This is a genomic window from Clostridiales bacterium, from assembly GCA_017569285.1.
In the GTDB taxonomy this organism is placed as follows: Bacteria; Bacillota; Clostridia; order Christensenellales; family Aristaeellaceae; genus Aristaeella.
In genome coordinates this window covers 2,796,873-2,821,149 of record CP069419.1, presented here as the reverse complement: position 1 = coordinate 2,821,149, position 24,277 = coordinate 2,796,873, and the positions used below count along the sequence as shown (strand labels likewise).

Below are 24,277 nucleotides of genomic sequence, written 5' to 3'. Positions count from 1 at the left end.
TTATACAACCATTATCTCGTTTTGTTTCAGAAATTAATACCGGCGGCAGCAGAAGAAAATAAAAGGCCACCAAGTGTAAACAGTGGGCTTGGGATTAGGGTTTACATTGCAGCACCAACAATTTTTTACTCCATCTTTGGTCTCAACTATTGAACCAGAAGCAACCACATTGTCTTCATAATCAAAATCAACCTTTTCAACTACCGGGCTTTCATATGCCTTCTTCATTTTTTTGCTCCTTTCTTTCGATTTCTATTCACAAACCGGAAAATGCCGGTGAGTGTCTTTGTTATTCCAACTATTCCGAGATGGATCAGTCGCATTCAGGAATCTGCATTACACCATTCTGAACCAGATACATCGTCCGTTTGCATAACTCGATTGGTTGCTTTCCAAGCTCAGCAAATATTGCCACATTCGCCGCGCAGTTGTTACAGACTTCTTCATAAGGACAGCCTTTGCACTCAGGAACCCTTGGTATTCTGTTCGACCACTCATTGATCCGTGCCCAGACTGTACTGAAGCTCTCCTCCAACAGATACCCCTGTTCTCCGTCCAAACGACTGCAACCTCTTAAAATTCCCTTCCAATCCACTGTGAATGATGATCGGCCACCACCGCACCTAATTCCGCAGTCCGTACAGGTGTGGCACGGCCCGCCAGGAGCTGGAAGCAGTTCCGGAGATATTTCTCGAGATTCCTGCCCATTTATCTCATTTACGAGCCGATAAAGCCGCACATATAGATCCAAGCTGGGATCATCCATCTGTCCTGAGCGTCCAGTTTCCTCTCGGGGAGTAAAAATCATCGGATTAATAATTACATCCCTACATAGAGACTTTGCAACCCGAACTGTTTCCAGTGCATCTTCCCCTAAGTAGATACTTGGTGTTACAGAGAGCGTAATAGATAATTTTGCTTTCTGCGCCATCTGGATATTCCGCACAACTGTTTCGAAAGTGCGCTTCCCAGTTACCCGCTCATACACATCATCGTTCCAGCCATACAGCGTAATCTGGATATCAGCCGGCCTGTGATCCCGGAAGAACTGAATCCGCTTCTCGTCGAGCAACACACCGTTGCTAAGGATATTAACCTCGCATCCAAGACCATGCAGATAAAGATAGAGCTCGTCAAATCCGGAATATGCCAGGCATTCGCCGCCGGTCAGGGAGGCCTGGAACATTCCCGCCTCAAAGGCCTGGTGCATGATGTCTTTCCATTCTGCAACTGAAAGTACGGAGTGTCCCCGGAGCTGGTCCGGATTCAGGTGGACATAGCACATTTTGCAATCCAGGTTGCACAACGGTGTCAGTTCAAACTGGCCGCTGATGGGAATCCCTTTCTGCCTGGCCTTCTGGTCAAGCAGCCCGGCAAGATCCCGGAAATTGGGTTTTTTCCTGCCACCCTGTTCCCGCAACTGAGCCAGGAATTCAACTCCCTTTACCGGTCCTTCCATTGCCACGCTCCTTCATCCATGTTCCGGATAATCACATTGTATAAAAAATACTTTTATTTGTAAAGGAAAACAAGTACTTATTTTGTTGTTATTGATCACTTTTGGTTGTTTGTACCAAAAAACACATGTCTGAGTCTCAATGCGCGTTCTCCCTGTCTTTGGGGGGAATCGGTTTCCGTCCCGATATTGCAAGCAAAAAGCGTTCCCGATTCCTCAGGAACGCCTGATTTTCAATATGCAGTTTTTTACGTCCGAACGCGCCAGTATCTGCCGGCATCCCGGTCCAGGAGGTTTTCCGCGACCATATCCCGGCGGATTGTGCAGAAATCATCAAAAAAGTCTGCAATAATGACATTGACTTCCCGCTCCGTATAGACCCGGTCATACTCGAAGGCGTCCGCGATGACCTCCAGGACAATGCGCTCCTTTTTCCGCTGGGACGGAATGGATTTCAGCTTTCCGTATTCGAAGAAAGCGTCAATCACCTTTTTCCGGTATTCCGCGTCCCGCTGGGCCTGGATCTCCGCCTCATCGGATTTTTCCCGGATGATTTCCAGCATGCTGGTCTCAAAAATGTCCTTGTTCAGCGAGTACATCATATAGTACTGGCTTTTGTAGGAGGTCACTGCCCCGGCGTCCGCCAGCTTCTTCAGGTGGAAGGATACCGTCGGCGCGGAGATGCCCAGCCGTTCAGCCAGGCGCTCCACATACATGTCCTCCATCGCCAGGGATTTCAGGATCTGCAGCCGGGATTTGTCCGCCAGGCATTTGAACAGGCTGATTGCTTCCGTCTCTGTCATTCCACTCCCTCCCAGATCTCATCGAATTTCGCGCGGACCTCCCGGACCACGTCCAGCTTCACCTGTTCCGTCTGCATCCGCACCGTGTCCCCATGCTCCTTTGCCTTGTCATAGGCAGCTGCCCAGGAGGCCGGAATCTGTTCCACCCGCTGGATGAAGAAGTCCTTTGCTCCGTCCGCGTTTCCCGGATTGATCCGGGCCGCCACAGCCAGCCACGTGCGCATCGCGTCATAGATGTTCCCGCGCACTTTCTCAAACACCGCTTCATCCCCGCGGCCATCCGCGCTCAGTTCCCTGTCCCGCTGTCCGCATCCGGCAATCTTCTCCTCAAAATACCGGTTCAGCTTTTCCATTTTCTGTTCCATCCGGTTCTGTCCTCCATCAGTCCAATCTGTTTCGAATTCCATGGCATTTCCTTCGATCGTCGTCATAATATCATATTCAAATCGGATTTGCAATACCAATTTGATAATTATCTAATTGATTTGGATCCCTGTCAGGCAAAAAGGAATTTGGGGCCCGGAGGCGAATCAATACATCAAAGAATGGATTGGTTCAAAGATATGCTTTTCATCTGCCTGACCGGAAGGAGGGAACGCCATGAAGCGCCTGCTCGCCCTTTTCCTGTCCGCTGTGATGCTCCTCGGCTGCGCCGCGGCCGCGGCGGACCGCGTGGTTACCTCGGAGTTTGAGGACTTCACCCTGCAGACGACGGTCCCGCTGGACTACTCCAGCTTCAAGGTGGTCGGGCAGCCGCTGTTTGTCTACTACCGGACCGTCACCGGCGAAGTTTCCACCTCCGCCGTCAGCGCGATCTGGCTTCCGTCGACGGAACCGGTTGCGGCGGAAGAATTCACGACCATGCTCCGGAATGCCGAGGCGGCTATGAGTTCCCAGCAGGCGGCCAAGGGAAACACCATGAAAAGCTATGAGGTCTCGGAAGCCGCTGAAACGGAGCTCTGGGGCGTTCCCGTGCTCGTCTGCGATGCGGAAATGCTGGTGGGCCTCACCAATTCCAGCATCACCGTCTTCCAGCGCAGCATCCGGATCACCGGCAGCTGCGGAACCTACATCTTCTCCCTGTCCGCTTTCTCCCGGAAATCCCTGGAGGAAGCCACCGATGAACTGGTTGCAGCGGTTCAGTGGAAATAATCTTTGTTCATAGGCTGCAGAAAGGGCACCTGGCTTCAGGTGCCCTTCCTTATTACCCTTTCGGGCGATTATTCGTTCATTTTTCCTTTCACGGCCGCAGGGTCCGGGACGCTGGTGATGCCGCCGTGCACCTGCGTGGAAAGGCTCGCCGCCGTGCAGGCAAAGCGGACAATCTGCCGCAGCTCGTCTTCCGTCAGGTCCGCGGGGGCCTTCCCCAGGCGGATGAACTGGCTCATCGCGCTGCCGCCGAAGATATCCCCGGCGCCGGTGGTATCCACCACCCGGATGCCGGAGGGGCTCTGCACCGTTACGCGGTGCTTCGCGGTCGCGGCATAGCAGCCCTTCGGTCCCAGCGTGGCATATACCAGCGAAGCGCCGTATTCCTTCAGCAGCTTTTCGGCGCCTTCCTCGGGGGAGATTCCCCACAGCCACGCGATTTCCTCATCGCTGATCTTGATGATGTCCGCTTGCTTCAGGCTCCACTCGATGGCGGCCTTTGCGTCCTCTTCCCGTTTCCACAGCGGCTTGCGCAGGTTCGGGTCCAGGCTGATCAGCAGCCCGTGGGCTTTGGCCAGTTCAATGGCCCGGCGGGTGGCTGAGGCCGCGGGCTCATCCGTCAGGGAAAGCGTTCCGAAGTGGAACACCTTCGCGTCCGCAATCAGTTCCTCATCCACTTCCTCCGGTTTCAGGCAGGTATCCGCCCCCGGCTTCCGCGCGAAGCTGAAGTCCCGGTTTCCGCTTTCATCCAGGGAAACAAAAGCCAGCGTGGTAAACACATCCGGATCGATCCGGATCCCCCGGGTGTCGATTCCCGCTTCCTGCAGGGTATTCACCAGCATCCGCCCGAAGGTATCATCCCCCACCTTGCCGACCATGGCCGTCCGGCAGCCGTACTTCGTCAGCGCGGCCAGGAAGTTGCCCGGCGCGCCGCCGGGATTGGCGGACAGGACCGGATAACCCGCGGGGTTGGTGGAATGCGGGGCAAAGTCAATCAGCAGCTCCCCGAGAGCCGCTACGTCATAATGCTTCATCCGTTTCATTCCTCATCAAACAGTGTGTATTTTGTGATATCCATGAGGACCTTTCCGTCAGTCTCGAAGGAGATTCCCCGGGCGTCCGAATCGGTCAGGATGGTGGCCGTCATCACCTGTTCCCCGTCGTTGATGAACACCTCCACGCTGAAGCGGTCCATCACCACATGCAGGTGGATCTCGCCCTGCCGGTCGGAAACCAGGCAGCGGCGCTGGTGGATGTAGGCCCGGCGGGAGCCGGAGAACTTGCGGTCAATCTGCAGCCAGGATTCATACGGCCAGAAGCTGAGGTCGGAATGATACTTCTCGTTCTGCGCAAAGCGCATCGTGAATTTCCGGAAGGGATTCTCCGTGTCCGCGGGGCGGAGTGTGATATCCATTTCCACCACGCGGCCCTCGATCCCCTTCAGTTCCTTCTTCCCGTCCAGCAAAACGTCCTTATACTCGATCTTCCGGCCCCGGTACTGCGCCAGTTCCCGGATCGGCTGCTGGTACAGCCGGCCGTTTTTCAGGAACAGCTCCCTCGGAATGCTCATCTGGCCGATCCAGGGGCGCTCCTCATAGCCGGTGGTTTTACAGGTATCCCAGTTCTGCATCCAGCCGATCATCACGCGCCGTCCATCCGGGGTCTGGATGGTCTGCGGGGCGTAGAAGTCGATTCCGTAGTCGATCGCCTGGTTGTGTTCCTCGGTGAACTGCTTTCCGTCGAATTTCCCGACCAGGCAGACCGTTCCGTTTCCGTTGTGGTATTCAAACCCTTCCGGAAGCATATCCTGCGGGCTGACAAAGATCAGGTCCTTTCCGTCCAGCGGGAAGAAATCCGGGCATTCCCACATCAGGCCGAAGCGGCCGTCGTTTTCCGCGAGGATGCCGGCATACTTCCAGTCGAATCCGGTTTCGCTGTCAAACAGCAGCAGCACGCCGCGCTTGTCCTTCCGGCGGGCGCCCACCACGCAGCGGAATCCGCCTTCCGGCTTCCGCCACATTTTGGGGTCCCGGAAATCGTACGGGCTCAGCCCTTCCGGAATGTCGCCGGTATCCAGCACCGGGTTCTTCTCATACTTGGTGTAGTCCTTTCCGTCGCCCACAGCCAGGCACTGCGTCTGGTATTCGTATCCCTTGTCGCCGCCTTCCTGGCGCACGCCGGTGTACATCAGCAGCTGTTTCCCGTTGGGCAGTTCCATCGCGCTGCCGGAGAAACAGCCGAAGGAATCATAGGGCGCGTCCGGGGCCAGCGCGGCCGGCAGGTACGTCCAGTGAAGCAGGTCATGGCTCACCGCGTGGCCCCAGTGCATGGCGTCCCATTCGGTGTCATACGGGTTATACTGGTAGAACAGATGATACTGCCCGTGATAATAGGAGAAACCGTTCGGATCGTTCATCCATCCGGTCAGCGGGGTCAGGTGGAACACCGGGCGGCTTTCCCTCGGAATATCTCCCCCGGCGACCTGTTCATATACCCTTGCAAACAACAGGCTGTGCTCAACTGTCTTTTTCATCGTTTACCTCGTGTATTCCCTCAGTTCAGTGAACTCGATGGTATTGTTTTCCGCAAACAGGCGGATGGGCTTCCCGCTGGCGCCGTAAACGCGGACCGTCAGGGCGGCTTCGTCCTCCAGCCAGAAGATTCCGACGGAGCCTTCCTGGATGTAGGTGAAGCTGTATTCCCGTCCGGCCTCAAGGACCGCGGCGGTCTCGGTGATCTTCGTGCTGCCCTCGTTGAACAGCAGCTGCAGCGTCTGGGTGGCCGGCTCCAGGCAGATGGTCTTCTGCTTGTCGTCCTGGCCGTTGAAGTCAAACGCGAGCCCGAAGGTTCCCTTGCCGCTGTAGGAGAATTTGCCCTTCAGCATGAAGCTTTCATACGCGGTGAAAACATCCGTGTAGTTATAGCGCGCGCCGGCCTGGATCTTGATTTTGTCCTCCGGAATCCGCAGCTCGCGGCGCTTGGTGAACTGCGCCTCGATGGAGGAAACCGGCACCAGCGCCAGGTCGCCGTTCTCTTTCTGCTTCAGCTGCTGCACGGCCAGGTTCCCGGCCCAGCCGGACACATCCGACGTGGACGACGGGGATTCACTGCGGCGGGCCCAGCCGATCATGAAGGAGCCTTCCGGTCCTTCGGCATGCTTCGCGGCATAGAACAGCTTGGCATCCAGGCGCTTCGCATCCCCGTACGGGCCGTAGGGCGTGTCGGAAACAGCGTACCAGAGCGTATCATCCTGGGCGGAATAAGTCAAATAGTATTTGTCACCCAGCTTGAAGGTGTCGCTGCATTCCAGGTTCCAGAAGTTGTCCACCTTGTTCGTGAAGATGATTCCGTCATAAGCAGCGTTCTTCAGGTCCGCGCTCACGGTATACTTCAGGATCCGGGCGATGCCGCCCTGGGAGGCGGTGATCGTCATCACGATGGTATTGCTTTCCGCGTCGTAATAGGCCTGCGGGTCGCGGAAGTCGCGCTTCTGGCCGATCTCAGACGGCGGGGTGATCTCCCAGCCTTCGACCTTCTCGAACTTGTCCGGGCTGGTTCCCTTCGCCACCATGACCTTTTCCATGTACTCATAGGCGTCGGAAGAGGCGTGTCCGGTGTAGAACAGGTAGTAGGTATCCTGGACCTTGACCACCGATCCGGTGCCGATCCATCCGTCCTGCCCGCCGCTGCGGTTGCTTTCCAGGATGGGATCGTCATATTCCGTATAGGTCACAAAGTCCTTCGTGGTTGCCAGGTAAATGGAGTGGTTGTAGGAATCCCCGCCCTCCTTCAGGTAATAGACGTAATACGTCCCGTCCTCATAGTAGGGCATCGTGTCGCCGACATACGGCTGGTTGATTCCGTCTACCGCCGGCCTGAAAAAGATTCCGTACTCATATGCCGCCTCCTGGCTTCCCGGGGTCCGCAGGGCTGAAAAATCCTTGTCATTGTCTACCACGGCAAACGGTTCCCCGTTGTCCGCCGGGGCGGCGGGAGCCGCTTCCGGGGCAGCTGCGGGAGCCGCAGGCTGTGCGGTCTGGTTTCCCTGGCATCCGGCCAGCACGGCGCAGGCCAGGACAAGCGCAAACAGCAGCGCGGTCCATTTCTTGTTCATGTTTACCTCCTGACGAAAAGCAGGGAGGATGAGACAACCCATCCTCCCCGATGTTCGTTACCTGTTACTGGACGGTCATCTGGTAGATCGTCAAGTTCTGGAATTCCACGGTCACTTCACCCATCTTGGACAGGGCTTCCGAACCAAACTGGAACAGCAGTTCGAAATCCATATCGGTGATGAAGGTATCGGTGGTGGAGAAGCGGAAGGTCTGGAACTCAGTGGTCAGGTCCATGCCCTCGGAGAACCGGGGATCCCATCCGCCCATCGGGTTCAGGAACACGCCGCAGGATACGGGCTGGGTTGCCCTTGCGGTGATTTCCACCGTGTAGTAGCTGTCGGAGGCCAGGGTCAGCGGGTTGCCGCCGATACCGCAGATCAGCTTGTTGTGCCAGTCCACGGTGCCGCCGTTGTCAATGCGGTAGAAGAAGCTGCCGTCCTGCGCCCAGATGACGCCGACGCCGCGCTCGTTGCCTTCATCCGTTCCGTTGAAGGTCGCCCACGGGGTGGCGGGGTTTTCCGCGTTGGCGGTATTTCCGCCGAAGGGCATGAAGGAATCGGTGGTCTTCTGGGTTTCCTTGTCGCCTTCCACATTGCCGAACACCACGTCGCTGATCTCGATGGTGTTGTTGGCCGCGCCTTCCGGCGGGTTGCCGATCTGCAGGCGGATCACGGGATCATCCACGTCCGCTTCCGCGGTGAACGTGGAGGAGATCACAGCTTCTTCGCCGGCGCCGGCGCTGAAGCCGTTGAAGTTCGCGCGGCATTCCCAGCCGCGTCCGTCGCTTTCCACCAGGGCTTCACCGCCCTGGCCGTTGGCGGCCTTCAGCTTGAAGCTGTAGTAGTACTTCTTGCCCTTTTCGATCTTCGTGTCGCCCAGGAGGATGTCGGCCTTGATGCTCCATACGCCGCCCTCGGTGGGATAATTGTCGATGGTCACGACCGCCTTGCCGTCCGCGAAGGACGCGCTGGCCGCCGCGCCGTCTCCGGCATCCGCCTTCACGCCCGCATTGGCCGTGAAGTCCGCGGTGTAGGTCGGAACCTCGTGCTCTTCACCGGAGATCTCAAACAGCTCGATCTTGTCGATGGTCACCACGAAGTCTTCCGGCGTGGTGTCCGCCGCGTTGTCCGGATTCGGCGTAATCTTGCCGAGGTTGAACAGCAGCTCCGCGCTTCCCTCGCCGGGAGAGGCAAAGTTCAGTTCCAGGGGCGCGACTTCGGGTCCGATGACCACGTTGAAGGCGCCGCCGAAGGTTTCCCATCCCTCCGCCTGTTCATTCCTGGCGAGGATGTGGGCATAGGTGTTCTTGGTGGACTTGGCCCAGATCAGGATTTTGTAATCCGCGGCCTTCAGGGCGTAGCCCGCCTTGGCCAGCTGCACGTCGCCGTCGCCGTTGCCGGGGTTCTTGATGGTAATGACGTAGGAGCCTTCCTTCAGCTCCGCCGTCGCGTCGGCCGCTTCGCCGATCTTGGCTTCCCATCCGCGGTTGTCGGTCACGGCCGCGGTGCTGAAGTCAAATTCCTTGTAAACCTTTTCCTCGCTTGTCTTCTTGGTCACCGTCAGGGTGGCGTAGGCTTCCGCCGTCTTTTCGCCCTTGTCGGTTACCGAGAACACCAGCTCATAATCACCGGCGTTTTCCGGGGTGGCTTTGCCGTTCTTGATGGCCAGGGCCGGAGTGGAATCGATGGCAATCATGCCGGTCAGGTCGCCGTCTTCCGCGTCGGTGGCGGTGAGGCCGGCCAGCAGGTCGATTTCATCCCCCGCCGCAACGGTCAGGTCCTGCGCGCCACTGATCACGGGCGCCGCGTTTTCCGCCGGGGCGGGAGCCTCGGTGGGCGCGGGAGCCGGAGCGGGAGCGTTGCTGCAGGATGCCAGGGCAAATACCAGCAGCATGGAAAGAATGATCAGTCCGATCCTTTTCTTCATAATCTTGTCCTCCGTCCTGTCTTACTTGTTGGCATTTGCGTAACGGTCATAGGCATCCTGGTAAACCTTCTGGATGCCGGCCAGGTTCACCTTGCCGTTCAGGTCGTTCTGGAAGGCGGTCCAGGCGTCATCGCTCACGCCGCCCTTCAGCAGCCACTTGATCAGGTTGGTCCGGACGTAGTCGTTCAGGTTGGTTTCATAGTTGCTCAGGGTGTTCAGCTCTTCCAGGGTGAACTGCAGGTTCGGGAACGGGATCACGTTCGCGGGCACGAAGGGCTTCGCGCACTTCTGCAGGCGTTCCAGGCGCAGCTGGGCGCGGGGTTCCATATGCACCACGTTGTTCCAGGCATATTCGCCCAGGTAGATGATGCCCAGCGGTGCGTTCTGCAGCCGCAGTTCGTCCGTGGTCACGCCTTCCGGCAGGGGCTTCTGCACCAGCATGCCCTTCTCATCCAGCGTTTCCTCATACACGATGCCGATGGGGCCGTAGTTGATCTGCGCGGAGACCATGGGATCGTAGTACCGGTCAAAGTAGGCCAGCAGCACTTCCGGATACTTGCAGGTGGAGAACAGGATCAGTTCGCCGGTGCTGACTTCGGGGTTGTTGGAGACGCAGATGGTCTGGTCGCCGTTCGGTCCGATCAGCGGGCTGCACACGATGTAGTTATCCGGGTTGGAAACCACGGTCTCGCTCTCCCACCAGTAGAAGGCGCCGTAGAGCTCCATGCCCTTGCCGTTGGCCAGGAAGTTGTCCTGACTCTGCTCGAAGCTGACCTTGTCGATCAGACCGGCATCTATCCATTTGGCCAGGAAATTGGTCGCTTCCTTGAAGCGCTCGTCCTGGATGGTGTAGGTCACTTTGCCGTCGATGATCACCCGGTGCTCCAGGTTGTCGTTCAGGCCGAACATCCCGTACAGGTCGCACTGGTTGCCCTGCCAGTTGTTGTAAACGAAGCTCAGCGGCCGTTCGTCATCCGTCTTGCCGTTGCCGTTCATGTCATTGTCGTGGAAGTACTTCAGGAGTTCTTCCAGCTGGGTGCTCTTCAGCGCAAGGCCGTCCACCAGCTGGTCCGCCGTCAGGTCGCTCACCGCGCCGGCTTCGATGGCGGCCTTGGTCCACGCGACGTTCAGGAACAGCAGGTTCGGGCTCTGCAGCAGGCCCATTTCCTCGATGCGGGGCAGGGAGTAGATTTTGCCGTCTTCCACGTTCAGCAGCTGGTTCTTGATGTCCGGCCGCTCGCTCAGCAGCTTGGAGAAGTTCGGCATATAGTCGAGGTAATCGCTGATCGGAACCAGCACCTTGCGCTTGGCGTACTTGATGATTTCGCCGGCGCCCATGCCCGCGTGGTAGATCGCGTCGGGCCGGTTGTCCGCGTTGCCGAAGATCAGGTTCTTCTGCTGGGAGTACACGGATTCGGAAACGTTCTCCCAGTTCACCTGAACGTTGGTCTGGGCGAACAGGTCGCTCATGATCTTCATGTCGTTGTAGTCCAGCGCGCTGGCGTTCTTGGAGGAATATACCCGGAAGGAGATATTCTTCGCGCCCTCAGCGTTCAGGATCGGGGCGGCCGGGTCTTTCCACTGGAAGCCATAGGTGTCGGTCAGCGCATTTCCGCTGGCCGCAGGCGCAGCCGCGGTATCCTTCTTTTCCGCCGCGGGGGCAGTCGCCGTGTTGTTGTTTCCGCCGCCGCTGCAGGCCGTCAGCGTAACCGCCGCGGCGATTGCCAGCAGGATCAGCAGCCATTTCTTCATTTGCTTCATGGATTGTTTACCTCCTTCAAATTAGCAGGTTGCAGTCATTATCCCTTCAGGGAGCCGATCATGACGCCCTGTGCGAAATACTTCTGGACGAACGGGTACAGGCACAGCACCGGCAGGCTGCTGACGATCACGGAGACGTACTTCAGCTGGTTGGCCAGCCGGTACTGCTGCAGGATCGTCTCGCCGCTGCCGCCCACCGTGCTCTCGCTCGCGATCAGGATTTCCTTCAGCACCAGCTGCAGCGGATACTTCTCAGCATCCTGCAGGAAGATCATGGCGTTGAAGTAGCTGTTCCACTGGCCGACGGCGTAATACAGCGCCATAACGGCGATGATCGCCTTGGAAAGCGGAAGCACGATCGAGAAGAACGTCCGGTACTTGCCGGCGCCGTCGATCCGGGCCGCTTCCAGCATGCCCTCCGGGATGGAGGATTCGAAGAACGTCTTGCTCATGAAGAGGTTCCACACGCTCAGGATCGCGGGCAGGATCACAGACCAGGCGGAGTTGATAAGCTTCAGGCTGCTCATCACGTTGTAGAACGGGATCAGGCCGCCGCCGAAGAACATCGGGATGATGAAGTAGATCATCCAGAACTTCTTGCCCGGCGTGGTCTTCCGGCTCAGTCCCCAGCCGGCGGGAATGGTTACCACCAGGGAGAGGATCACCGTGACCACCGTATAGATGATCGTATTGAGGTAGCCCCTCCAGATATCGGCCCGCTGGAACACCTTCTCAAATCCTTCGAAGGTGATGTTCACCGGGGCCAGCACCACCTGGCCGCCCAGCACCGCGTCCGGGTCCGAGATGGAGGCAATCACGATAAAGTAGAGGGGATACAGGATGATCAGCGCGAGGAGTCCGAGGAAAAACGCGTTGATCGCGAAGAATACTTTATCGCCCTTGGTGTCCTTGAGCGCCATATTCTTCACTTTGATTGCAGGTGCTTTCTGTGTCATCTTCGTTCCCCTCCTTACCACAGCGAGTTCTCGGAGAACCGTTTGGACGTCGTGTTGGCGATGATCAGCAGGACGACGTTGATGATGGAGTTGAACAGGCCGATGGCCGTCGCGTACGCCTGGTCCGGAACACCGGTCAGACCGCGCTTATACACATAGGTTGCGATCAGTTCGCTGACCTCCAGGTTGCCGTCTGTCTGCATCAGCAGGGCCTTTTCATAGCCGACACCCATCAGTCCGCCGATGGACATGATCAGCATCACGCTGATCATCGGCATGATTGCGGGGATGTCCACGTGCAGGACCCGCTGGAACCGGCTCGCGCCGTCGATCATGGCCGCTTCATGCTGCACCGGGTCGACGTTGCTCAGCGCGGCGATGTAGATCACAGCGCTCCAGCCGAAGTCCTGCCAGTTGCTCGACAGGATGTACATCGGGCGGAACGCGGAGCTCTCCAGGAAGTAGGAGACCCGTTCCCCGCCCAGGTGGGCCGCAATGTTGTTGACCAGGCCGTAGCGTCCGAAGAACAGCTGCAGCATACCGACCAGCACGACCAGGGAGATGAAGTGGGGGGCGGTATAGATGGTCTGAAATACCTTGCCGGCCTTTTTCCGCTTCAGGGCGTTCAGCGCCAGGGATACCAGGATGGGCAGCGGGAAACCGATGATGAAGCCTACAATACAAAGGATGAAGGTGTTCTTCATCAGCGGCCAAAACTGCGGATCACTGAAGAACCGCGTGAAGTTCTCAAAGCCGACCCAGATCGTGGTGTCGGACAGGATCTTGTCCCCGGGCATGAAGTCCTGGAACGCGATCAGCACGCCGTAAATCGGGAGATAGTTGAACAGGAAGACCACCAGGACCGCCGGGAGAATCATGGTCAGGTACGGAAAATTCTCCCGGAAATTCCGAAGCCTGTACTCCACGGTCGGCTTTTTCTGCCGTTTTGCAACGGCAGGCATTGACTTGACGCCTTGCATTTTTCCCCTCCTCGCCTGTTGACAGTGCTCGTCGGATTCAGTTGTAAGAAACGTTATTCCCGTTTCCGGGATCTGGCTTTATCTTACACGCGTTTTTACACTTTGTCAACATAATGTCCAATATTTTGTGCAACCCATACAAATTATTTACTTCACCACCCGGTTTTCGGTATACTTTTGCCTGTTTTTCGACATCTCACGCTTTAAAAGTTTACATTTTGTAAACTTGTCTTTTTGGAAAAGACATGTTACAGTATGGAAGGAGAATTTTGTGCATAATGTAAAAAGAGAGGTTGATCCCCATGCCGTCCAGACGGATCACCATGCAGGATATCGCGGATGCCTGCGGGCTTTCCCGGAATACGGTTTCCAAGGTGTTCAACGGCCGCGGATCGGTTCCGCGGAACACCCGGGACCTGGTCCTGCAGAAAGCCCGGGAGCTGGGCTACGGGACTCCTGTGGATGAGGTGCAGGAACTGCCGGTCCCTGCCGGGAACATTGCGCTCCTGACGCAGTCCATGCCCAGCAGCCTCCATTTCGGTTCCGCCTTCAAGTCCGCCTTTACCGACCAGATCAGCCGGGCCGGCTATACGCTGAAAATGTACGAAATATCCCCGGAAGAGCTGAAAGCCCGGCGGCTTCCGCCCCATTTTGTCCCGGATCAGATCGCCGGAATTGTCGGCATCGAGCTTTTTGACAAGGATTATATCAACATGATCTGCCACCTGGGCATTCCGGTGGTCATGGCGGACGGTCCCGAGGATGCCGGAATCACCCTGATGGAATGCGACTATGTCACCATGGAAAACCTGGCCGCGATCATGATCGTCATCAAACGCCTGATCGACGCGGGGGCCCGGAAGATCGGGTTTGTCGGGGATTACCGCCATTGCGTCTCCTTCCGGGAGCGCTATCTCGGTTTCCGGGATTCCCTGCGGAAATACGGACTCCGTTTTGATGAGGAGATCTGCATCCGGGATCCCGATTCCTCCCCCTATGATGATCCCGACTGGCTGCTCTCCCGCATCGACCGGATGCCTTCCCTGCCGGATGCCTTCGTCTGCGCCAATGATTACCTGGCGTTCCATCTCCTGCGGGCCCTGAAGAAGCGGAAAATCGCGGTTCCGGAAGAGGTCATGGTCACCGGCTTTGACGGTGCGGACCAGTCCACCTTTTCCGATCCGCCGCTGACCACGGTACAGATCCGCAGCGAGGAAATCGGCCGCATCGCGGCCGATGTACTCCTGTTCCGGATCGCGGATCCATCCATTCCCTTCACCTGGTCCCGGGTCCGCTCCACCCCGGTCTGGCGGGAAAGCACCCGGAACGTATAACCCTCCAAATGACAACGGCGGGAAGCGCTCAGCTTCCCGCCTTCGTTTTTGCCGTTCGGTTTATTCCTGCTCCGGCAGCCCGGTGATGAATCCTTTGATGATTTCCGCGGTCTCTTCCTCCGTCTGGCTGTCATTGTCGATAAACAGCTGGTACTTGCCGCGGTTCTTTCCGATCCACTGGTTGTATTCGATGTGGGGGCGGATCACCTCGTCGGAAGTGAATCCCCGCTCCTCCGGCCGTGCGCGCAGCCTCGCCCGGATCGTTTCGTCCGGTGCCCACATGCCGATGAAATACGTGGTTTTCACCTCCGCGGATACGTTGACCTTCGTCCAGTAATCATGGGGCGCCATGCAGGAGATGAACACCAGGTCCTTTCCCGCCGCGCGCTTCACCGCCACGTTCAGCCCGTCCTCCGCGTACTTCTCCGGATGGTCGGTCCCCGCGTAATCCCACCAGTTCAGTCCGGTCTCATCCGAATCGATGCAGGCATACTTTTCCGGGTCCAGGATCTTTTCCAGCATATCCTTCATCGTGGATTTGCCGGCGCCGCTGGTCCCGGTGATGATAAACAGTCTCATTTTCTTTTCCTTCCCTTCCTACCGGCGGATGATCCGGCAGTTCTTCACATATTCGCCGTATTTCGCCATAAAGTCTTCCAGCTCGGCGTCTTCCGTAATCCAGATGACCGCCCAGGCCTTATCGATGCCCAGGTTCTCGTACGCCTTGTGGCGGTGGTTTCCGTCGTTCAGTTCGAATTCCCCGTCCGCGTAGTGCACGATGAGCGGCGGCATGTCATCGTCCGCCTGCACGCGCTTTTCCGTTTCCTTCACCCGGTATTCCCACCATTCCGGGTCGTGCCGGTATTTCATTCCCTCCTCCGGGCCGGTGCACCGGGTGAACAGGCTCACCGGGAACAGGGCCGGGCTGATATAGTGCCGGTCGAATTTCTTCAGGCCGTCCGAAAACGGAATATTGTGCCCGTCCGAATTCAGGTACAGGTGAATCCAGGCGTCCAGCTTGCCCGCTTCAGCATACGCCTTCGCGGACGAAAGTGTTGCGTTGTATTTCAGCATTGCGGTTTCCCTCCTGTTGTATACGATTCGTTTGATGGAATCATAGGAGAGCGAATACCGGTCCATCAGGGCCTCAATGGTGTCCCCGACAGCGAATGAGGCGCGGATCTCTTCATTCCGCTCCCGGATATAGCGCTGGTATCCGGATGTTTCGCCCCAGGCCTTTCGTTCGTCCCGGGCCGGAATATAGATCGTTTCGCCCGATACATACCGCTGGATCTGTTTCAGGAGGTTTTCCGGAAAAATCTCCTGTGCGTTTCGGTAACCCATGGTTTCGCCCTCCTTCCGCAAAGAATCATATACCGTCCCGGACCGGGAAGATATACCGCGTTTGCCTGTAACTGTTTTTGACACAGAGGGCGCCTTTTCCTGTTTCCGGACGGATATCCGGACAGTACCGGACTGCGCCGGCAGAAAAAACGGAGGCCGGTCCTCTGCCGGTCTCCGGGAAATCATCATGGTGCCGCTTCAGGTCACCGTAAATTCCGTCCATTCAATATGGTTGTACTTCATGACGTCATCGGCCCTTTTCAGGCCGCATTTTTCATAGAAAGGCACAGCGTCCTCATTGGCGATCAGGTACACCGCGATGTCCTTTTCCCCGCCGGCCAGCTCATGGGCGGTCTTCATCAGGCGCCGGCCGATTCCCCGGTGGGTATACTCCCGGTCCACTCCCAGGTCGGTGATATACAGCCAGTAGGCAAAATCCGTCAGCCCGAACAGCACGCCCACCAGCAGGCCCTGCTCATTCCGGGCGGTCAGGCTGATGGATACGGTCTGTACCAGCCGTGCGATGCGCTCTTCAAACCGTTCCTTCGGGTACTGGGAACCCAGGTCGGTCCGCCGGAGGAAATCGATATATTCCTCCGCCGTAACCCGTTCCTCCCGGATCATGACCGCAGGTTTGTGTTCTTTCAGATATGCCTCAAATTCCGGTGTCCGGCTCCAGTAGCGGATCCCCCAGTTCTCAAAGTTCCATTCGTCCATATATTCATTGCATTCATAATCCACATACCAGATCAGCCCGTCCCGCACCACAAAATTGGTGGGAAAATAGTCGATGTTCAGGCCGGCATTCTTTGCCTGCGCCGCCATTTCACGCACCTGCGCAAGATATGGCTCTGCAGGCGCGCCGTCCTTTACCAGGTCAAAAACAGTCGGGCCTTCGATATACTCCTTCACAATTCGTTCGGCCTCCGGGTCGACAGCCAGCATTCCCGGAATCCGGATACCGGCCGTCCGCAGGCGTTCATAATCCCGCTGCTCCGCTTCGATCTTGTTGCCGAAGGTGTAGTAGTCACACGGCTCATGGTGGATCTGTTTCACTACCGCCTGCTGTCCTTCACATTCCGCCAGCCAGGAGTATCCGCCTTTTCCATGTCCAAGCAGCCGGATAATCTGATATGTCTTTCCGCCCGCTGTCACCTGTCTGTCCATTTTCTTCTCCCTTCAGTCTCCTGTAACCCCATGGTACAGGAAGGCATCCGGCACGCAGTCCTTTCCGCTTATTCCTCCGCGTAATGCTCCAGCATATTCTCCATGCTTCTGGAAATATGCCGGACCATGGCCCTTCGGGCTTCCTCCTGCCGGCCGTCCCGGATGGCCTGCAGGATTTCGATATGTTCAACCGTTGACTGCCTGTAATGGTGTTCCGCCGCGTTCTTCCCGTTCCCCACACTGGGACCGTTCCACAGCTCCAGCAGGTAATTCGTCAGCTGATGATTGTCTGCCGCCTGCCAGATGGATTGATGAATGGCCTGGTTGAGCGACACATATTCGGAAACGTCCAGTCCCTCAAAATGGTCCTGCAGGGAATGGAGCCTGTCCAGCAGCCCGCCGGTCTTTTCATCCTCCATTCCGTTTTCGGCAGCCTTCCGGGCCGCTTCCGATTCCAGGAGAATGCGCATCTCAAAAATGTCCCGGACAAACTTCCGGTTGATGGTGTTGACAATCGCTCCCTTGTTCATCCGCAGGGTAATGAGCCCTTCACTCTCCAGCTCCTGAAAGGCTTCCCGGACCGGCGTGCGGCTGACCCCCAATTGTGCGGCAACGTCCGTGAGGCTCAGTTCATCCCCGCTCCTGTATTCACCGGCATAAATTGCTTTACGTAATATGGAAGTAATCCGGACCCGGATCGGCAGCAGTTCCAGTGTTTCCAAATGATCACCCGCTTTTTGTATATCGTATACATCATATTATATCGGATTGAAAATGAAAAAACAATCCGGAAGGCCGGGCACGAAAAAAACCTCATTTCCAAAAAAGGCTTGCATCTTTCCGGATGTTATGGTATTTTGGTTTCAGATTGAATATCGTATACGATATTCAATATACGTTTTCTGAACGACACAGCAAGGAGGAAGGCTTATTATGCACGCCATCGAAAAGATCCTGGCCCGGAACAGCGGGCGCACCGAAGTGCGTACCGGGGAGATCGTAACCGCCCGGGTGGACTTTGCCGAAATCAATGACCTGTACCTGCAGACGGTGTACTCTTTCTACGAGATGGGCGGCGAAAAAGTGTGGGACAATACCCGCTGCGCCTTCGTCTTTGACCATTACGCTCCCTGCCCGGACATTAAGAGCGCATCCAATCACAGGGAAATGCGGGAGTTTGCCCGGAAGAACAACCTGAAATACCACTTTGATACCAACTGCGGCGTCTGCCACCAGGTGATGCCGGAAGCGGGGGTCATCTATCCGGGTATGATCGTGGTCGCCACGGACAGCCACACCACCACCCACGGTGCTTTCGGCGCCATGGGCACGGGCTGCGGCGCCACGGACATGGCAACCATCCTGATGACGGGTGAGCTGTGGTTCCGGGTCCCGGAAATCATCGAAGTGCGCCTGGAAGGAGAAGCGCCTCGGGGCGTGTACCCCAAGGACGTGGTCCTGGCGGTACTGGGCCGGATCCGGGCGGACGGCGCGGTATACAAGGCAATTGACTTTACCGGCAGCTATGTGGAAGGCCTCAACGTCGCCGGCCGCATGACCATCTGCAATATGGCAGTGGAAATGGGCGCCAAGACGGCTTATATGCAGCCCAACCAGGATGTGCTGGACTATGTTTCCAGGCGGGCGGTACGGCCCTATGAGGTCCAGTACACCGATCCGGGATACCAATATGCTGAAACATATGTCTTTGATGTGTCCGCCCTGGAGCCGGAGCTGGCCTGCCCCAGCAGCGTGGAAAATGTGCATCCCCTCTCCGAAGTGACGGCAAACGGTCCTGTAAAGCTGGACCAGGGCTATATCGGTTCCTGCACCGGCGGCCGCACCGAGGATATCGCCGTTGCCGCGAAAATCCTGAAGGGAAAGCATATTCCGGCCTATACCCGGCTCATCATCGTTCCCGCTTCCCGGGATGTGATGCAGGAATGCCTGGCAAAGGGGTATATCCAGGACCTGATGGATGCGGGCGCCACCATCACAACGCCCGGCTGCGGGGCATGCCTGGGCGCCCATGAAGGAATCCTGGCCCCCGGTGAAGTATGCATCACCAGCACCAACCGCAATTTCCCCGGGCGCATGGGATCCACCGAAGCGCTCATGTACCTGGCCAGCCCGGCCACTGTGGCGGCCAGCCTGCTGAACGGCGTCATCACGGATCCCCGGCCTTACCTTGACTGACAGAAGGAGGAAGCGAATATGAATACCAGGATCACCGGCAAAATCATCGTGGTGGGCGACAACATCGACACCGATCAGATCTATCCCGGCCGTTTCCTTGCCATTACCGATCCAAAGGAAATCGGCAGTCATTGCCTGTGCGGGGTCAGCGAAGAGATCGCCCCCAATTTTCCCCGGGGCGGAATCGTGGTGGCCGGGCGCAATTTCGGCTGCGGCTCCAGCCGGGAGCATGCACCGATTGCCCTCCTGAATATGGGAGCCTCCGCCGTGCTGGCGGACTCCTTTGCCCGCATTTTCTTCCGCAATGCTGTCAACCTGGGGCTGCTTCCCGTCATCTGCAAAGGCATCAGCCGGCATGTGCAGGACGGGCAGACCCTCACGCTGGACCTGGAGGCCGGTACGGTCACCGTCCATGAAACCGGCGAAGTGCTTCCCTGTGAGCAGCTGGGAGACCAGGCCATGAAAATCCTGGAAGCAGGCGGAATCAAGCCCATGATGCGGGCGCGGTTCGGCAAGAACTGATCTGTTGTCTTTATTATCTTATCTCCATCCGGTCACTTCATCAAAAACCGGCCAGGCGTCCGCGGCGTAGAAGCGGTGTCCGCCTTCGCAGATAACATGGCATACGTTTTCCGGCGTGCCGACAGTAGTATTCCTGCAAATCGTAATGTCCCGTTCACATTGTTGTCTGCCAATCCGTAAATGCATCTATACCATTCCGTCAGAAACCGTGAAAACAAGCAGCCGGGAATGAATCGCACTTACAGGATATAACAGCCAGAATGATTCAGTAATTCATTGTCAAGAAAGAAACCCTGCAGCCATTGAAGCTGCAGGGTTTCTTTACATCCGGAAAACAAGCCGCCTGCAGGATTCCGGATATACAGTCCGCCTGACTCATTTGCTGGAAGATTACATCGTCCCATTCCGCCTGAACACAACCCATACGGTTTTGAACAGGATATGGATGTCCTGTTTGAGGGACCAGTTCTCGATGTATTCCCGGTCCATCCGGACCACGGTATCAAAGTCACGGATATTGCTGCGGCCGCTGACCTGCCAGAGCCCTGTGATTCCCGGCCGCGTGGACATCCTGGACCGGTGATAGGGCTCGTACCGATGCCATTCATCCACCGTGGGCGGGCGGGTGCCGACCAGGGACATATCCCCCTTCAGGACATTGAAAAACTGGGGAAACTCATCCAGGGACAGGTCGCGGATCCATCCGCCGACACCCTTCTTCCATTTTCCATCAGGGCCTTGTCTCTTTCCGATAATTCGCGGATCATGTTCCATCTTGAACATGAGGTAGTCTTCCTGGCCATTCTCCTGCGCCACCTGCTTCTTCCGTTCTTCCGCGTCCATATACATACTGCGGAACTTATACATCTGGAACTTCTTCCCGTTCTCCCCGATCCGGGTCTGGGTGAAAAAGATCGGTCCCGGATCCGACAGCAGGATCGCCAGCCCCACCGGCGGAATCAGGAGCACGGTGATCAGGGAACCGATCAGTCCGCCCGCAATATCCATGAGCCGTTTCAGGAACAGGTCTCGGCCGGTGATGTATCCCAGGGATGTGGTAATGGTCAGGTGCCCGCATATCCATTCCACGTTCTTGTGCCGGGATTCAATATCATCCAGGGATGTCAGGGCGGTATGGATAGTGATGCCCATACGCATCAGGCTGTTGATCAGTTCCACGGGCATGTCGGTTTTGGGAGGCACGTCCAGGTACACTTCATCCACCCAGTTGTTGGTCAGGTACTGCTCCAGGGTATCCGCTGTGGCCACAACCGGAATCGTGTCCACCTCCGGATACTCCTCCCGTACCTGGTTCAGTGCGTGCCGCACCTGCTCTTCGGAAGTATTGGTTCCCATGATTGCGATACCGGAGAACCGGTAGATCCCGTAATTCGAACGGAGGATCCGCGGGATAACCGTCGGAATCTGGGATACTTCCAGTGCGATCAGCATGGAATGCCGGTTATGGATATGGTGTTTTTTCTTCAGGAAGCTCTTGTATACCTGGCGCATGATATAGCAGGACACCAGGTACAGCGGTACGGCATGCAGCGCAATCTTTGGCAGGTCGGCTTCCGCGGACTGATCCAGCAGCCGGAGGACCACCAGGATGAAAACCACATTCCCCGTCTGGCCCAGGAGGCGGACCATCTCATCCCACGGTGAATGATGCAGCACACTGTGATAAGTGTCCATGACGATCATCACAACCGTATTCACCAGCGCGGTTTCCAAGGCCAGCCACCAGAAGAAGAGGGAGTTCAGCACTCCGCCTTTTTCAACAATCAGGAATGCGGCCAGGAGACTGGCAAAAGCGCAGAGGATGTCCAGAAGCATAAAATCGATATGCTGAGACCATCCGCGTACCCTTCGTTTGTACATGCTTCCACCTTGCTTTCCGTGATAATTATCCGTCTTGTTTTTTCTCCTGCCTGACCCGGGCGGCGCACAGCAGCACGGCCGGCATCACCAGGTGCATTTTCAGCAGCAGGATTACGATTCCCGCTTTTCGCGGCAGCTGTCCGGCAGATACGAAGGACAGCATACCCGATTCGCGGAGTCCTTCCTTCAGGCGCTTCGCCGCTTCCCGCAGGGAAGGTTCCGTCGCGGCGCGCCACTTCCCGGTACGGATGATCAGCATTGCCGCATATTCGTTGAGCTGGCGGTCAATGGACGGCGCCAGGCCGCCCATATGTTCCCGCATATACGCAGCCAGGTAGCCGAAGCTCTTTGTGAGGAGGTTTTCCCGGCTCCTGGCGCGGATGGAGTCTTCATTGGCCCTGTTGTACATATACAAAGGTTCGTTGCATATGTAGACGTTCCGGCAGTGCAGGAGGCACTCATACGTCATGGGCACGTCAGTAAAAACGCGGATTCTCTCATCACGCGTATAATGCCCGGCCAGCAGTTCCCGCCGGAATGCCTTGTCCCAGGTGTGGGCCTGGATCTTCCCCGGATGAAGACCGGTCCGCGTATCCATAATCAGATACGGGAAGATTTCTTTTTCCAGGCGTTCCCGGTTGTAGTATCCTTCCGGAACATTGTTCAGTGTATCGTCCATGTGATCCGCATATACGTTATGCGCGGCAAAAAGAACCATATCGGGGGACTCGGGCAGCCGGGACACGGTATCGTGAATAAACTGCAGCATGTTTTCAAGGGCCCAGTCATCCCCGTCCAGGATGCAGACGTAGCTTCCCCGGGCAGCTCGGATTCCCTCGTTCCGGGCGGAAATCAGGCCGCCGTTGGGCTTATGGATTACCCGAACGCGCGGATCCCGGGCCGCATAATCGTCACAGATCTGCGGACACCCGTCCGGCGAACCGTCATCCACCAGCAGCAGTTCAAAATCGGGATAGGTCTGGTTCAGGATGCTGTCCACGCATTTCCTCAGGTATTTTTCCACATTATACACCGGAACGATGACACTGATCATTCTTCCGTTCCCCCTTCCCGCGCCGGAGCATCCGTGTCCTGTGCCTTCCGGTTCCCCGGCAGGAAGCTTCGTTTCAGCTGCGAAAGGCTCTCCCGGAACACGGGATTCCGCCCGTAAACGGCAAAGTAGAACAGGTTCGGCACCAGGAAGCTCACTGCTGCATTCAGGATCAAAGCCGGCCATACGTCCAGCGTAAACAGCCGGCAGGCAAACCATGATGCCATGCAGGATACCAGGGCCACCGCCGTCATCCCGCAGAAGAGCCGGATATACCGGCCCATCCGTTCCCGGGGGAACACTTCCCGGAACAGGTTGCGGAACAGCCAGGGAATCTGGATTACCACGATGGAGACGACTGAGGAAAGCAGTACGCCGTACAGTCCCAGCCACCGGACCGTGGCAAGGTTCAGGCCCAGGTTCACCAGTGCCGCCGTCAGGGGTCTCCAGCGGTCGATCCGCCAGATGCCCGCCGCGTCCTTGAACATATTGACCAGCTTGTTGGCGCCCATGGAGTAGTAATATACGACGAAACAGAGCACCTGCCCGATGGGGAGCATATTCTCTTCGCCCATCCAGATATTCATAAACGGCTGGAAAACGCACAGCAGCACGGAGCTGCTTACACCCAGTACCCAGCTGAACAGGAGGCTGATCTTTTCCAGGTCCCGGTAATTCGCTTCCCGGCTCTCCATGACCATCTTGTTGCCCACCCCGGCCATACAGGCGTTGAGGAGTACAACCAGCATAATCCGCAGTGCGGTAATTACAAAATAGTAATTCTGGTAAACCGCCAGGACAGTCAGCCCCATAAAGGCGGAAATCACCAGGGTATCCGCGGAATCAAAAACCGTGGCAGAAAGCTTGGAAGTGAAAAGGTCCCGCACCCTGCGGAAGATATCCAGTCGTTTTTCCTTCGGCAGGTTCCCTTCGGGCACATACCGGGGATACATCCTGGATGCGTATACTGCGGTCAGCACGTTCACGGCGATCTGGCACAGCAGCTGGACCGCAAGATAGAGATAATAGTTCCGTGCGAAAACAAGGATCAGGATCTTCAGGGTATATTCCGTAATCCGCACTGCCAGGCTGACCTTGCTGATCACATCCCGGCGCTGGTGCGCCTGGAGGAGGCTGCTTTTGTAAGCGAACAGCCAGTACGTCACCACCGTATTCCCCAGGTTCATCAGGTACAGGACGTACAGGTTCATGCCGGCAGGCACGTCGCCCTTGATGAGATTCGGCAGGATGGGGATCAGGAGCAGCCCCGCTGCCCCAATCACCAGGCCGATGATCCGGTAGAGGGTGCGGTACAGCCGCAGCAGGGCGCAGATGGCCCCGGTATCGTCTTCGGCAATGGGCTTGTACATGCTGTACACCATTGCGCTGCCCACACCCAGCTCCGCCAGGTTCAGGAAGGTCAGGAGCGACTTGAACAGGCCGTTCAGCCCCAGGTATTCAGTCCCCAGGCAGTGCAGCATGACAGAGCGGATGATGAACGGAAACAGCAGGTTCGCCATTTCCAGCGTTCCGTCAAACACCACATTCCTTGTCGCGTTTCGGGTGCGTTCAAGCTTCATGCCGGTTGCCGCGGTCCTTTCCGTTGGATTTCAGGGGATTTCCGGGCAGGAGCTCT

At 57.0% G+C, this 24,277-nt stretch carries 23 protein-coding genes; 4 read left to right on the top strand and 19 right to left on the bottom strand.

Annotated features, from left to right (window positions below; all coding sequences use genetic code 11):
* Positions 1 to 33: 33 nt before the first annotated feature.
* The 4 genes from JNO48_12485 to JNO48_12470 form a co-directional block, all read right to left on the bottom strand.
* Complete coding sequence (locus JNO48_12485; protein QTE67990.1) at positions 34 to 228, bottom strand: hypothetical protein; 195 nt, start codon at positions 226 to 228, stop codon at positions 34 to 36.
* Positions 229 to 313: 85 nt separating this feature from the next.
* Positions 314 to 1,459 (bottom strand): radical SAM protein, encoded by a 1,146-nt coding sequence (locus JNO48_12480; GenBank protein QTE67989.1) that lies wholly within the window; start codon positions 1,457 to 1,459, stop codon positions 314 to 316.
* 245 nt (positions 1,460 to 1,704) lie between these two features.
* Positions 1,705 to 2,259, bottom strand: coding sequence for a metalloregulator ArsR/SmtB family transcription factor (locus JNO48_12475; GenBank protein QTE67988.1), 555 nt, complete (start codon positions 2,257 to 2,259; stop codon positions 1,705 to 1,707).
* Complete coding sequence (locus JNO48_12470) at positions 2,256 to 2,624, bottom strand: hypothetical protein (GenBank protein ID QTE67987.1); 369 nt, start codon at positions 2,622 to 2,624, stop codon at positions 2,256 to 2,258. The genes JNO48_12475 and JNO48_12470 overlap by 4 nt, the downstream gene beginning before the upstream one ends.
* Before the next feature lie 235 nt (positions 2,625 to 2,859).
* Here JNO48_12470 and JNO48_12465 point away from each other — a divergent pair, with 235 nt between their 5' ends.
* Complete coding sequence (locus JNO48_12465; GenBank protein QTE67986.1) at positions 2,860 to 3,411, top strand: hypothetical protein; 552 nt, start codon at positions 2,860 to 2,862, stop codon at positions 3,409 to 3,411.
* A gap of 68 nt (positions 3,412 to 3,479) precedes the next feature.
* On the opposite strand, the gene JNO48_12460 is transcribed toward JNO48_12465, so the two are convergent.
* The 7 genes from JNO48_12460 to JNO48_12430 form a co-directional block, all read right to left on the bottom strand.
* On the bottom strand, positions 3,480 to 4,442 hold the full coding sequence (locus JNO48_12460) for a carbohydrate kinase (GenBank protein ID QTE67985.1): 963 nt from the start codon (positions 4,440 to 4,442) through the stop codon (positions 3,480 to 3,482).
* Positions 4,443 to 4,447: 5 nt separating this feature from the next.
* Positions 4,448 to 5,941, bottom strand: a complete 1,494-nt coding sequence (locus JNO48_12455; GenBank protein ID QTE67984.1) for a glycoside hydrolase family 32 protein — start codon at positions 5,939 to 5,941, stop codon at positions 4,448 to 4,450.
* Between the two features lie 3 nt (positions 5,942 to 5,944).
* On the bottom strand, positions 5,945 to 7,522 hold the full coding sequence (locus tag JNO48_12450; protein QTE67983.1) for a hypothetical protein: 1,578 nt from the start codon (positions 7,520 to 7,522) through the stop codon (positions 5,945 to 5,947).
* A 64-nt stretch (positions 7,523 to 7,586) separates the two neighbouring features.
* Positions 7,587 to 9,449, bottom strand: a complete 1,863-nt coding sequence (locus tag JNO48_12445) for a hypothetical protein (protein QTE67982.1) — start codon at positions 9,447 to 9,449, stop codon at positions 7,587 to 7,589.
* Positions 9,450 to 9,470: 21 nt separating this feature from the next.
* Complete coding sequence (locus JNO48_12440; GenBank protein ID QTE67981.1) at positions 9,471 to 11,210, bottom strand: hypothetical protein; 1,740 nt, start codon at positions 11,208 to 11,210, stop codon at positions 9,471 to 9,473.
* Positions 11,211 to 11,248: 38 nt separating this feature from the next.
* The gene (locus JNO48_12435; GenBank protein QTE69766.1) at positions 11,249 to 12,130 is read right to left on the bottom strand and encodes a carbohydrate ABC transporter permease; all 882 of its coding nucleotides are present in this window, start codon (positions 12,128 to 12,130) and stop codon (positions 11,249 to 11,251) included.
* A gap of 50 nt (positions 12,131 to 12,180) precedes the next feature.
* A complete protein-coding gene (locus JNO48_12430; GenBank protein QTE67980.1) occupies positions 12,181 to 13,146 on the bottom strand; it encodes a sugar ABC transporter permease in 966 nt (321 codons plus the stop codon).
* Between the two features lie 302 nt (positions 13,147 to 13,448).
* On the opposite strand from JNO48_12430, the gene JNO48_12425 reads away from it, so the two are divergent.
* Entirely contained in the window at positions 13,449 to 14,480 is a 1,032-nt protein-coding gene (locus JNO48_12425) for a LacI family DNA-binding transcriptional regulator (GenBank protein ID QTE67979.1), read from the top strand.
* A 60-nt stretch (positions 14,481 to 14,540) separates the two neighbouring features.
* On the opposite strand, the gene JNO48_12420 is transcribed toward JNO48_12425, so the two are convergent.
* From JNO48_12420 to JNO48_12405, 4 genes are all read right to left on the bottom strand, one after another.
* Positions 14,541 to 15,059 (bottom strand): hypothetical protein, encoded by a 519-nt coding sequence (locus JNO48_12420; protein ID QTE67978.1) that lies wholly within the window; start codon positions 15,057 to 15,059, stop codon positions 14,541 to 14,543.
* Between the two features lie 18 nt (positions 15,060 to 15,077).
* A complete protein-coding gene (locus tag JNO48_12415; GenBank protein QTE67977.1) occupies positions 15,078 to 15,824 on the bottom strand; it encodes a ParB N-terminal domain-containing protein in 747 nt (248 codons plus the stop codon).
* Positions 15,825 to 16,022: 198 nt separating this feature from the next.
* Positions 16,023 to 16,991, bottom strand: a complete 969-nt coding sequence (locus tag JNO48_12410; GenBank protein QTE67976.1) for a GNAT family N-acetyltransferase — start codon at positions 16,989 to 16,991, stop codon at positions 16,023 to 16,025.
* Positions 16,992 to 17,059: 68 nt separating this feature from the next.
* Complete coding sequence (locus JNO48_12405; GenBank protein ID QTE67975.1) at positions 17,060 to 17,713, bottom strand: GntR family transcriptional regulator; 654 nt, start codon at positions 17,711 to 17,713, stop codon at positions 17,060 to 17,062.
* Positions 17,714 to 17,924: 211 nt separating this feature from the next.
* On the opposite strand from JNO48_12405, the gene JNO48_12400 reads away from it, so the two are divergent.
* Together JNO48_12400 and JNO48_12395 are read left to right on the top strand one after the other, a co-directional pair.
* Positions 17,925 to 19,187: a 3-isopropylmalate dehydratase large subunit gene (locus JNO48_12400; GenBank protein ID QTE67974.1), complete on the top strand. Its 1,263-nt coding sequence runs from the start codon at positions 17,925 to 17,927 to the stop codon at positions 19,185 to 19,187.
* A gap of 18 nt (positions 19,188 to 19,205) precedes the next feature.
* A complete protein-coding gene (locus JNO48_12395) occupies positions 19,206 to 19,709 on the top strand; it encodes a 3-isopropylmalate dehydratase small subunit (GenBank protein QTE67973.1) in 504 nt (167 codons plus the stop codon).
* Positions 19,710 to 19,727: 18 nt separating this feature from the next.
* Here JNO48_12395 and JNO48_12390 read toward each other — a convergent pair whose 3' ends face one another.
* The 4 genes from JNO48_12390 to JNO48_12375 all read right to left on the bottom strand — a co-directional run bounded on the left by JNO48_12390 (position 19,728) and on the right by JNO48_12375 (position 24,221).
* Positions 19,728 to 19,895: a hypothetical protein gene (locus tag JNO48_12390; GenBank protein ID QTE67972.1), complete on the bottom strand. Its 168-nt coding sequence runs from the start codon at positions 19,893 to 19,895 to the stop codon at positions 19,728 to 19,730.
* A gap of 204 nt (positions 19,896 to 20,099) precedes the next feature.
* Positions 20,100 to 21,590 (bottom strand): sugar transferase, encoded by a 1,491-nt coding sequence (locus JNO48_12385; GenBank protein ID QTE67971.1) that lies wholly within the window; start codon positions 21,588 to 21,590, stop codon positions 20,100 to 20,102.
* Between the two features lie 25 nt (positions 21,591 to 21,615).
* The gene (locus JNO48_12380; protein QTE67970.1) at positions 21,616 to 22,644 is read right to left on the bottom strand and encodes a glycosyltransferase family 2 protein; all 1,029 of its coding nucleotides are present in this window, start codon (positions 22,642 to 22,644) and stop codon (positions 21,616 to 21,618) included.
* Positions 22,641 to 24,221, bottom strand: coding sequence for a polysaccharide biosynthesis protein (locus JNO48_12375; GenBank protein QTE67969.1), 1,581 nt, complete (start codon positions 24,219 to 24,221; stop codon positions 22,641 to 22,643). The genes JNO48_12380 and JNO48_12375 overlap by 4 nt, the downstream gene beginning before the upstream one ends.
* Positions 24,222 to 24,277: the final 56 nt, after the last annotated feature.